Source organism: Rhodoferax sp. TH121 (assembly GCF_002251855.1).
In the GTDB taxonomy this organism is placed as follows: Bacteria; Pseudomonadota; Gammaproteobacteria; order Burkholderiales; family Burkholderiaceae_C; genus Allorhodoferax.
The window spans coordinates 65,910-76,948 of record NZ_NOXW01000015.1; the positions used below are offsets into that span (position 1 = coordinate 65,910).

Annotated in this window: 9 protein-coding genes; 3 read left to right on the forward strand and 6 right to left on the reverse strand. The window is 62.1% G+C overall.

Translation table 11 applies throughout. The annotated features are described in order from the left end of the window. Positions 1–24: 24 nt before the first annotated feature. The 5 genes from ushA to CHU94_RS01945 all read right to left on the reverse strand — a co-directional run bounded on the left by ushA (position 25) and on the right by CHU94_RS01945 (position 5,896). Positions 25–1,659: a bifunctional UDP-sugar hydrolase/5'-nucleotidase UshA gene (gene ushA, locus CHU94_RS01925; RefSeq protein ID WP_094476209.1), complete on the reverse strand. Its 1,635-nt coding sequence runs from the start codon at positions 1,657–1,659 to the stop codon at positions 25–27. Positions 1,660–1,680: 21 nt separating this feature from the next. Continuing rightward, entirely contained in the window at positions 1,681–2,988 is a 1,308-nt protein-coding gene (locus tag CHU94_RS01930; RefSeq protein WP_094476211.1) for a cytochrome c, read from the reverse strand. Between the two features lies 1 nt (position 2,989). After that, positions 2,990–3,613, reverse strand: a complete 624-nt coding sequence (locus CHU94_RS01935) for a c-type cytochrome (protein WP_255033744.1) — start codon at positions 3,611–3,613, stop codon at positions 2,990–2,992. A 150-nt stretch (positions 3,614–3,763) separates the two neighbouring features. Then, positions 3,764–5,455 carry an AMP-binding protein gene (locus CHU94_RS01940; RefSeq protein ID WP_094476215.1) on the reverse strand — a complete coding sequence of 564 codons (1,692 nt, stop codon included), beginning with the start codon at positions 5,453–5,455 and terminating at the stop codon, positions 3,764–3,766. A gap of 99 nt (positions 5,456–5,554) precedes the next feature. Next, complete coding sequence (locus CHU94_RS01945; protein ID WP_094476217.1) at positions 5,555–5,896, reverse strand: 2Fe-2S iron-sulfur cluster-binding protein; 342 nt, start codon at positions 5,894–5,896, stop codon at positions 5,555–5,557. A gap of 84 nt (positions 5,897–5,980) precedes the next feature. Between CHU94_RS01945 and CHU94_RS01950 the strand changes: the two genes are divergently transcribed. Beyond that, positions 5,981–6,508: a GNAT family N-acetyltransferase gene (locus tag CHU94_RS01950; RefSeq protein WP_094476221.1), complete on the forward strand. Its 528-nt coding sequence runs from the start codon at positions 5,981–5,983 to the stop codon at positions 6,506–6,508. A 119-nt stretch (positions 6,509–6,627) separates the two neighbouring features. On the opposite strand, the gene CHU94_RS01955 is transcribed toward CHU94_RS01950, so the two are convergent. Next, on the reverse strand, positions 6,628–7,749 hold the full coding sequence (locus CHU94_RS01955; protein ID WP_094476233.1) for a beta-ketoacyl-ACP synthase III: 1,122 nt from the start codon (positions 7,747–7,749) through the stop codon (positions 6,628–6,630). Positions 7,750–7,913: 164 nt separating this feature from the next. Between CHU94_RS01955 and CHU94_RS01960 the strand changes: the two genes are divergently transcribed. Beyond that, a complete protein-coding gene (locus CHU94_RS01960; protein ID WP_094476223.1) occupies positions 7,914–8,930 on the forward strand; it encodes an NAD(P)-dependent alcohol dehydrogenase in 1,017 nt (338 codons plus the stop codon). 737 nt (positions 8,931–9,667) lie between these two features. Then, entirely contained in the window at positions 9,668–10,006 is a 339-nt protein-coding gene (locus CHU94_RS01965; protein WP_094476235.1) for a hypothetical protein, read from the forward strand. Positions 10,007–11,039: the final 1,033 nt, after the last annotated feature.

An 11,039-nucleotide genomic window follows, 5' to 3' on the forward strand; every position in this document is an offset into this window, starting at 1 on the left:
TTTGCGGCGTGAGAGTTGGGCCATTTACCGCCGAACGACGTTGTTGCCAGGCGCGTAGGCCTGGGACTTCAGGGGGCTGTTGGCCGCGATGTAGGCGCGTAGCACATCGGCGTCCACAAAGCCGGTGTCCACATAGCCTGGATGGGTGCTCAGTTTGGGGTAGCCGTCACCACCGGCGGCCACAAAATTGTTGATAGTCATGCGGTAGGTTTTGGCAGGGTCGATGTCCTGGCCAGCCACCTTGGCGTTTTGGACCTTGCCGCCTTCGATCACCAGCTGCACGCCAGCGAACTGTGCAAAGGCACCCGACCCCGGGGTCATCTTGGCAGCAGCATTCAGGTAGTCCAGTACTTCCTTGCCGTTCAAGGTGACCACCACCACCGTGTTGCCAAAGGGGTGCACCGTCAGCACATCCTTGTAGGTGAGCTTGCCAGCGGGCAGTGAGTCGCGTACACCGCCAGCGTTCACGATGGCAAAGTCGGCCTTGGTCTTGTCCATCATGGCCTGCCCAATCATCACGCCTAGCGCGGTGGGTTGGCTGCGCACCACGCTGCGGTCGCCTTCTAGCTTGGCGTCGCTGCTGCCCACTTCCACCAGCAGTTTTTGCTGGCCAAAGTCCTGAAAAGGCTTGAGTAGTTGCAGCATCTCGGGCGACTCTGCAATCTCTGGGGTGTAGGTTTGCATCACGGTCTTGCCGTCGGTGGTTTTCACGGCCTTTTTCAGGTTGATGGGAACCAGCGTGTACTTCACCAACTTGAATTCACCGTTGCGGTAGGTGAAGTCGGCACGGCCCACGTACTTGCCCCATTCATGCGCTTGCACGATCCAGGTGCCGTTTTGGCGGTCGGGTTGGCAGGCTGCTCCGGGCACATAGGCCCGGTCCACGACGTTTTCTGCCTTCATGCAGACCGGATTCTGCGAGTGGCCGCCCACGATCATGTCCAGGCCTTTGACCGCCCGCGCCAGCTCCACGTCGCCAGCGGCTTGCACACCGTGTTTGCCGTCCTCGTAGTGGCCCATGTGGGTCGCCGCAATCACCACGTCGGCCTTTTGGCGCAGCTCCGGCAGAACCTTGGCCGTTTCGGTTTGGACATTGGCAAAAGTCACACCGCGCACGTTGTCGGGATGCACCATCTTTTGCGTGTCTTCGGTGGTCAGGCCCATCACACCCACGCGCACACCGCCCAGATTGAAGATTTTGTAGGGCGCAAACATGCGGCTGCCATCTTTGTAAATATTGGCTGACAGCATGGGGAAGCTTGCGAGGTCACGTTGCATTTGCAGCACGACCGGGGGCTTGTCGAACTCGTGGTTGCCGACCGCCATCGCGTCGTAGCCCAGCAGGTTCATGCCACGGAAGTCGGGTACGGCATCCTGCAGGTCCGACTCGGGCACGCCAGTGTTTACGTCGCCGCCATCCAGCAGCAGGCTGTAGCCACCAGCGGCTTTCACCTCCTGGCGGATCTGGTCGACCACGGTCTTGCGTGCGGCCATGCCGAATTCGCCATCGCGGTTTTTCCAGAAACGGCCATGGTGGTCGTTGGTGTGGAGGATGGTGATTGCGTAGGTTTTGTCCTTGTCCGGGCCTTGGCCGCCCCACTGGGCGCAGCCTGCAAGGGTCAGTACGGTGACGCTGAGAAGAAGGGCGGAGGTGCGCATGGAGGTGGTTCCTGGGGGGCTTTAGGGGGCTTGGAGATTGCGAAACTTGTTTATATCAAACTCGCTCAGCGCGGGGGCCTGATTCCCCCATGCATTGCGGATGTAGCTCAGCACAGCCGCCAGCTCTGCATCACTCAGCACCAACTGGAACGGCGGCATGCCATGGGGCTGGGGGCGGCCCTGGGTGGACGGGCCGTAGCCACCCTGCAGCACTGTGAGCACCAGGTTGTGGCTGGGCGTCATTTGCACCGCGCGGTTGCCCGCAAGGGCAGGATAGGCATCTGCCTGGCCTTCGCCTTGTTTGCCGTGACATTGGGCGCATTGCGCTTCGTACAGGCGCGCGCCCAAGGACTGGTTGGTGGGCGGCATTTGGCCGGTGGGCGACCGTTGGGCAGGGGCGACGGGCAATTGAGCCAAGTAGCGTGCCATGGCCAGGGCATCGGCTGCTTGCAGGTGCTGGGTGCTGTGGTGCACCACCTCTGCCATGGGGCCACTGGTACTGGCATGACGGTTCACACCCGTGGTGAGCAGGGCTACGGTGTCCTCCAGCGTCCAGGCGGCAACGCTGCCTTGGTCTGCCGCGCGCAAGGAGGGGGCGTACCACAGGCTTTGGGGCAGCGTGGCGCCGGACAGTGTCTTGCTCAGGTCCGGTGCGCCCCAGGCATTGCGCCCGCCATGGCATTCGTTGCAATGCCCCAGACCGTTGACCAGGTAGGCCCCGCGCAGCACTGCATCCGTTGGGTCAGGGGCCTGGACCACAGGTTGGGCGGGAGTGAAGTTCAGCACGCGCCATACCGCCAGGGCCCACTGGCTACTGTAGGGCCAGCGCAAGGCATGGCCTGGGTTGGGCTGGTCTGCCGCTGGCAAGGTTTGCAAAAAGGCCAGCAAGGCATCGCTGTCTTCACGGGCCAATCGGTTGTAGCTGGTGTAGGGGAATGCGGGGTACAACAGATGCCCGTCGCGTGAGCGGCCTTGGTGCATGGCTTGCCAAAAGTCATCTGCCGACCACCGGCCCAGCCCGTGCTCGGGGTGCGGTGTGAGGTTGCTGGTGTAGACCGTGCCAAACGGCGTGGGAATGCCTTTGCCACCCGCATAACTCGCACCGCCCGCTGCCGTGTGGCACAGCGCGCAGTTGCCCACCCGGGCCAGGTAGGCCCCGCGCTGCACTTGTTCCATGGCCGGGGCTGTTGCGGGTGCTGGGTGTGCCGTGTTGGTCTTGGGGTGATTCAGTTCGCGCATCACCAGTGCGGCCAGCAACAGGGCCGCTGCCAGCGGCACGCCCAGTAGCACCCACCACAGGCGTCGCCCAAGCAGCTTCTGGGTGTGCATATCAGGAGGCGCTGCCGCAAGGCGGCAGCTTCAGGGAGCCAGCCACCGCGTTCGGGCGTTGGGCGGCTGGCTTGGTGTGGCTCGGCAGGGTCTGGGACGCGAGCCACTGGCTGGCTGCGTTCACATCGTCGGCGCTGAGTTTGCGTGCAATGGCGGCCATGCAATCGGGGGCATGGGCTTTGCGCTGCCCGGTTTGCCAGCCGCCCAACTGGGCATTGAGGTAGTCACGTGGCAAGCCCAGCAGGCCTGGGGTGCTGGGCTGCACGCCGGTCAAGGCGGTGCCGTGACACGCCACGCAGGCCGGAACACCCAGCGCTGTGTCACCGTGCAGCACCAGGGTTTTGCCACGCTCCAGCACGGCGGGGGATGCGCTGCTGCGCGCAGGGGCCGGGTAGGGCACGTCCAACTCGGCAAAATAGCTGGCCATGTCGCGCAGGTAGTCGGGGCCCAGCGGCGCCAGCAGGCCCGCCATCAAGGTGTAGTGGCGGCGACCTTCCTTGAAGTTGCGCAGCTGGTTGTAGAGGTAGCCCGCAGGCTTGCCTGCCAGGCGTGGGTAGTAGCCGTCAGGCCCCGCCTTGCCCTGCGTTCCGTGGCAGGCGGTGCAGGCGGCGGTGCGCTCGGCCATGGGGTGGGGTACATCCGCAGCCCCTGCCAATGCCGGAGCCAAGCCCACGGCAACTGCCAATCTGGCGGCCCACCACATGCGCCGCAAACAATAAGGTCTCCAAGCGTGCATGCTGCGAGCTTACCGCAGCGTGTACGTGTGGCCGTTCCTTCAGCCGGCGTCTGCCCACACCACGGGCTTGCCTTGCGCCAGCCAGCTGCCAAAGCGCGGGGCGTAGACCTCTTCGACCTTGTTGCGTTTGACCTTGAGTGTGGGGGTTACAAATCCGTTTTCCGGGGTCCACGCGGTCGTCACTGCGGCAAGACAGTCGAGTTTTTCGTGCGGCTCCAGCTTGGCATTGACGGCCTGCAGGTGTAGCTGCAGCGAGGTGCTCAATGTCTGGCGCCCTTCACTGCTTTGGCTGCGCGCGATGGCATCCGGTGACAACATCACCAATGCCAGTGGCTGGGTCAGGTTGGCACCGGTGACGGCACAGGCCTCGATGTCGGGGTGCAGGACCAGCCGGTCTTCGATGGGAGCGGGCGCCACGTACTTGCCTTTGCTGGTCTTGAAGATGTCTTTCACGCGCCCGGTGATGCTCAGAAAACCTTGTGCATCGATCTGGCCCTTGTCACCCGTGCGCAGCCAGCCATCGGCCGTGAAGGCTGCGGCGGTCTGTTCGGGCTCGCGGTAGTAACCCTTCATCAAGGCCGGGCAGCGCATCTGGATCTCCCCCGTCTCAGGGTCCACACGGCCCTCCACCCCTTCGTACGTCAGGCCTACCGAACCCGTCTGGCGTGAGCCCGGTAGCGTGGAGTGGGAGACGCCGCTGTTTTCGGTCATGCCGTAAACCTCGATCAAATCCAGTCCCAAATTGCGGTACCACTGCAGTACGTCGGCCGGCATGGGGGCCGCGCCGCCGGCGGCGATGCGGCACTGGTCCAGGCCCAGGCCTTTGAGGATTTTCTTGCGCACCAGGCTGCCAATCAGCGGGAGGCCCAACAAGCGCTGCAGCTTGGCTGCCGGAATCTTGCTGTGAATGCCCTGTTGGAACTTGACCCACAGGCGCGGTACCGAGAAAAAGATGGTGGGTCGTGCACGTTGCAAGTCTGCCAAGAACGTATCCAGCGATTCGGCAAAGAAAATGCGTCCGCCGTAGCGCAGCGAGGCTTGCTCCACCAGCATGCGCTCGGCCACATGGGCCAGCGGCAGGTAGGAGATGTAGCGGTCATTCACATCCATGTGCACACGGCGCGTGGCGCTGGAGACACCCCAAGCCATGGTGTTGAAGGTGTGCACGACGCCCTTGGGTTGGCCCGTCGTGCCAGAGGTGTAGATGATGGTGCTGATCTGGTCCCCATCGGCTACGGGCTGACCGCTCAGCGGGGCGGTGTTCTTCACCAAATCGGCCCACTGCCGGGCTGCCAGGGCCGGGGCCAGAGGCAGTGCCACCATGGGCAGGTCCGCGGGGACCCCGTTGCTAATGTTGGCAGTGTCATCCATCTTGCCCACAAACAGGGCCTTGGCCTCGCTGTGTGCCAGGATGTAGGCGAGGGCTTCGGCATTGAAAGTGGGGTAGATCGGGACCGACACATAACCCGCCATCACGATGGCGAGGTCCGCCAGGATCCAATGTGCGCTGTTCTTGCCAATGATGGCCACACGGCTGCCAGCTGGCCAGCCCTGGGATTGCAGCCACCCCGCCACACTGCGCACCTGCTGGGCGGCCTGGGCCCAGGTGATGTCTTGCACTACACCGCCTGCACTGGGTTGGGTCAGGTAGATCTGCGAGCCGCGCTCTTTTTCCCAACGGTAAAGGCATTGCAAAGGCAAATCGCCGGGCGAGACGGTGATGGTGGTCATGGACGCTTCCCTGTGGTTGGAGCGGCCATTCTTGGGGCGCTCACCTTCAGCGGCAATGGTGTTGACCCTAGGTGACGTGCTTGCGCGAGCTTGGTGTTTCTACGGTGCGGGGGCAGGCCATGCCATGGGCTGCTCTACCACCAGATCGCTGCGGGCCATGGCCACACAGGGCAGAAACCAACCCTCGGCCTGTTCGTCGGCACTTACCCCTGGCCAGGCCATGGGGTAGACGACCTGCCCTTGCACCAGCCGGCACAGGCAGGTGCGGCAAGTGCCGTTACGGCACGAACTCTCCAGCTCCACGCCGGCCGCCAATGCCGCTTGCAGAACGCTTTGCCCTGGCGTTGCTGCAAACACCCAGCCATCGGGCGCAATACGCACCTCAAAAGTAGCAGGCTGGGCCGCGCGTTCGGGCGGTAGCTGTGGGGTTGACTCGGGCATCAAAGTGGGGGCGGGTGAGGGTTTCTACGAATGCTGCGACAATCACGCTCTTTTTTTCAATTTTGCGTGAGTTTGCGTTTAGACATGTCCGATACGACCACCTACAAGGTTCGCCCCGCCACACTGCGCGATGCCAAAGCCATCGCCGAGCTCCACAACTCCACCGTGCGCGAAGCCTTCAAAAGCATGCTGGCCGACACCCCTATCCCCACCACCCCTCTGGACAAGCGCCAGGCTTACTGGCGCGAAGCGATTGAATACGCAGAGCCCCAAGTGCAAGTGGCGCTGGACGACGACAAGATCGTCGGTTTTGTTGGCTTTGATCGTTCGCGCGACAAGGGCACGCCCCCCACCATGGGCGAAATCTGGGCCATCTATGTGAGCCCCAGCCACTGGGACAAGGGCGTTGGACTGGCCCTGTGGGATGCGGCCCGTGAAGGCCTGCAAGACGAGGGCTGCACCCATGTAAGCGTGTGGCTGCCGATCGCCAACGAGCGCGCCATGCGTTTCCATGAGCTGGCGGGCTTCAAGCGCGAAATGTCCAGCGCCAAGACCGTGCCGATTGGCACCGTCAAAATTGAGGAAATCCGCCTAAAACGCCCATTGAATTAGTCATTGACCGGTGTCCCCCTTAGCCTAGGAGGACGAGAGGCAATTTGCCGCCGGGCCGCCCCAAGGCAAATTAGCCCCCTTGGGGGGCAGCGACCCGTGCAGCGGCGGAGCGTGGGGGCCTACTGCAAGCGTTTGACCACCACGCTGCCGATCGAATAGCCTGCACCAAACGAGCAGATCACGCCCACCTCACCCGCCGCAATGTCGGCGTGGTGGCGGTGGAAAGCGATGATGGAGCCGGCCGAGGCGGTATTGGCAAATTCGTCCAAGATCACTGGTGCATCGTCCAGCGTGGCCTCCCGGCCCAGCAGTTTCTTCGCAATCAGCTGGTTCATGCCCAGGTTGGCTTGGTGCAGCCAGAAGCGGCGCACGTTCTGTGGCGCCATTCCCAAACTCTCCAGGTGTTTCTCCATGTGCTCGGCCGCCATGGGGCAGACTTCCTTGAAGACCTTGCGGCCTTCCTGGCGGAACAGTTGGTCGCGGTCTTCCGGGTTGCGGTCTTCCGCGCGCCACATGAAGCCGTGGTTGTTGCGGATGTTGTTGCTGAAGTTGCTCAAGAGCTTGGTGCCCAGCACCTCAAAGGCGCCTGCTGGCGCCAGGTCCAGGCGCTCCACCAGGATGGCGGTGCACACATCGCCAAAAATAAAGTGGCAGTCGCGGTCTATCCAGGCTTGGTGGGCCGAGGTGATTTCGGGGTTCACCACCAGCACAGCGCGTGCGCTGCCGCAGCGCACCGCGTTCACCGCCTGCTCCAGCGCAAAGGTGGCCGAGGAACACGCCACATTCATGTCAAAGCCATAGCCCTGCACACCCAGCGCGGTCTGGATTTCCACCGCCATGGCGGGGTAGGGGCGCTGCATATTGGCTGCGGCACAAATCACACCGTCCACATCGGCCGCCGTCTTGCCCGCTGCAGTCAGCGCGTCTTGGCAGGCTTTGACGGCTATCTCGGCCATGAGCGAAATCTCGGTGTCGGGGCGCGGCGTGAAGTGCGGGCGCATGCGCGCAGGGTCCAGCACACCGGTTTTTTCCATCACGTAGCGGCGCTGGATGCCGGAGGCCTTTTCGATGAACTCCACACTGGAGTCCACCAGGGCCGCGCGGGTGCCCGCTGCAATCGCATCCGCGTGCCGGGCATTTTGCAAGGCCGCGTATTGGTTGTAAGAGGCCACCAGCTCGGCATTGGTGATGACGTCGGGCGGGGTGAACAGGCCTGTACTGCTGATGGCGACACGGTGCATGGTGGTCTTCTTGGGCGGGGTAGGAGCGGGCGGCTGCCCGGCGACGGGCGGATTATCGCTGCCCCGAAGGGCAGTCACGGGCGTTACAGCAAGGCTGTGCAGTGCACCTGCTTCGTTGTACCCTGCCGCCTGCAAACGCCTTCCCCCAACAGCAGGAGACCTCCATGACCCAATTCCGCGGCTGGGCCGCCCCCAGCAAGTCTGCTCCTTTAGAGCGACTGGACTTTGACCCCGGCCCGCTGGATACGGAAGACGTGGAGATTGCTGTCGAGTTCTGCGGCGTCTGCCACTCCGACCTGGCCATGGTGGACAGTGAGTGGTTCCCGGCCAGCTACCCCGTGGTGCCTGGCCATGAGGTGGTGGGCACCATCACCGCCGTGGGCCCTAACGTAAAAGGCCGCAGCGTGGGCCAGCGGGTTGGCCTGGGCTGGCACAGCAAGAGCTGTTTGCACTGCAACTTTTGCGTGGGCGGGGAGCAAAACCTGTGCAGCACGCGCCAGCCCACCATCATCGGCCGCCACGGTGGCTTTGCCGACAAGGTACGCGCGCACTGGAGTTGGGCGCTCCCCATCCCCACGGGGCTGGATCCGGCATCGGCCGGCCCGCTGATGTGCGGCGGCGGCACGGCGTTTTTGCCCTTCGTCATCCATGGCATCAAGCCCACCGACAGGGTCGGCGTGGTCGGTATTGGAGGCCTGGGTCACCTGGCCGTCAAGTTCGCCAAGGCCTGGGGCTGCGATGTGACGGCCTTTACCTCCAGCCTGTCCAAGCGCGAAGAGGCACTGGCGCTGGGCGCGCACCGCACCGTGTCCAGCGTGGATGTGAAAGAACTCAAGGCCTATGCGGGCCAGCTGGATTTTTTGCTGGTAACCGTGGGCGCCAGCATGGAGTGGGACGCGCTCATGGGCACCTTGGCGCCCAAGGGCCGCTTGCACCTCGTCGGTGTGGTCACCGAAGCCATGAAGGTGCGCACCGGCGGCCTGCTGTCCTGGCAGCGCAGCATCTCGGCATCCCCCACGCCATCGCCCGCCACGCTGGTGAAGATGATGGACTTTTGTGCCCGCCACGGTATTGCGCCGCAGGTGGAGCACTTTCCCATGTCGCGCGTGAACGAGGCCTTGGACCATTTGCGCAGCGGCAAGGCGCGCTACCGCGTGGTGCTGGACGCAGATTTTCCCTGAAATAAGAGCCAAATAGGCCTCTGGCCCTTTTGGATGCTGCGTGACAAGCTACTGAATTGATAGCAATTTGGGGTATGCTCTTGCGTCTCCCTCGGGTTAGTTTGATGGTCGGCACAAAGTAGGGGCTGCCCGGCTACCATTGCAACCCTTTTCAATCCCCGCTGGCATCTCGATCCCTTGGCGCTTTCATCAAGTCCTTGCAGGCCGATGCATGCGAGAGCTCTATGGCGCATCCCACCGTTACCGTTTTTGACCTCACCGCCAGCCTCGGGCTGCACGCGCTCACCCAACTGGGCGTGTCGCATACATCGGGGCCTGGCTTTTGGCCCCAAATTGCGCTGGGAAACGGCTCCCTGCCACTGCGTTTGGACTGGCACCGCCCCGACAAAGACCCGGACCTGAGCACCTCTGCGGCCGATGCGGCCGCCACCATCCTGCTGGTGGGGCCTGGCTCCATCAACCGTCTGCGCACCCTGCTGGACACACTGGTATCTGCCACACACACCAAACTCTGGGCCTTCCTCATGCCCAACGCGCTGATGGAGGACGCCGTGTTCAAGGCGCTCCCGGCGGCGCAAGCGCAGCACGTCCAGGTCTTCCGGCTGCCCGACAGCAGCCCGCAGACCCTGTGGTTCATCTTGATGGAGCAACTGGGCAAGCTCGACTTCAAGCACTTTCTGGCCCTTCAACCTTCCCCTACCCCGAGAGACGATAAGAGTTCCAACTTGAAGCAATGCATGACCGACACCATGACCATCGACGGCGCACTGGCTGCCGCCCTGGTCGACTACCGCAGCGGCATGTGCCTGGCACAAGCGGGTGGTGGCATGAATTTGGACCTGGCCGCAGCAGGCAACAGCCAGGTGGTGAAAGCCAAGCTGGCCACGATGGAGTCGCTGGGCTTGCGCCGCGGCATCGAAGACATCCTGATCACCCTGGGCGACCAGTACCACCTGATCCGCTTGGTGCCCAACAATGCGGGCCTGTTTTTGTACCTGGTGCTCGACAAAGCCAAGGGCAACCTGGCCTTGGCGCGCTACAAGCTCACGGATATCGAGCGCACACTCAAAGTGTGATTGGCTGGCACCCTTGATTCTTGACAAGTTGGCATGTAAGCCTGATGGATATTGCGCAATAAGCTACTAATTTGATAGCGTAAAGATTCTCGCTTTATGGAGTGATGGCCTTGGCTGGGGGAGTTGGCGGGCTGCTGAGAATCAATTGTGGGCCTCAAGTAATGGCGGTTTTTGGCAATTCATTCGATGGCTCAGACGCAACCCTAGATTCACTTGAATGTGTGGGATGTCAGTCTGCTATCGCCTTTGTGTCGGGGCGATTCAATTGACTGTGGAATATATTGAATATTGGTTAGACGCCAGCCCAATAGACTCTGTGCCTGGATGCCCGCTTCCGCTGCGAAGCCGAGGCGTCTACAGACTGATTGCAGACCTACAACCCGATTTGAAGCAGTCATTGCAGAGAAGTGGCCGGCAAACTGAAGGCGGGCTATTTCCGTGTTAGTCCTTGCTTGGCCATCCATATTGGCGAACAGCTTGTCGCCCAACATACAACGTGACACTTTCCGCTTCCAAGTGAAGGCTAAAGCCAGATTGAAGAATGCTGAAGCTACGCCACTTCAGCTTGATTCCCTTTTCTGGATTTTCGAACCAGGTTTCATCGATCTCATTCAAAGCACAATTTGCCAACTCTCCAACCGGAACAAAATGCAGAGAATCGTCTTCTTTGCCTCGCGAAGGGACTCCGGCGCACCGTAAGTTTCGCGTACCGAGGAACTCGAAAACTGCATACGCGCGAAATGCGTCTCCGTACCGCCAGCGCTCTGGAGGATTCGGCGGCAAATCTAGGAACTGGCCCGCTAAAGCCACATGGTTGTAGTCTGATCGAAGCGAGTGCGGCGCGAACGAATTCAACCCTGGCGGGCTGCCAGCATATGGTCCAAGAACCGCATTGGGTTCCGTGAGTAGGCTTGTCCACATTTCGTTTGCCGTTTGTTAGGTCTAACTTAGTTTATGCCGCATAAGTACTGCGGGAAGAAGAGGGTCGCCTACAGACTGACTGCCGACATTTGGTGCGCTCCGAAGCAGTCGT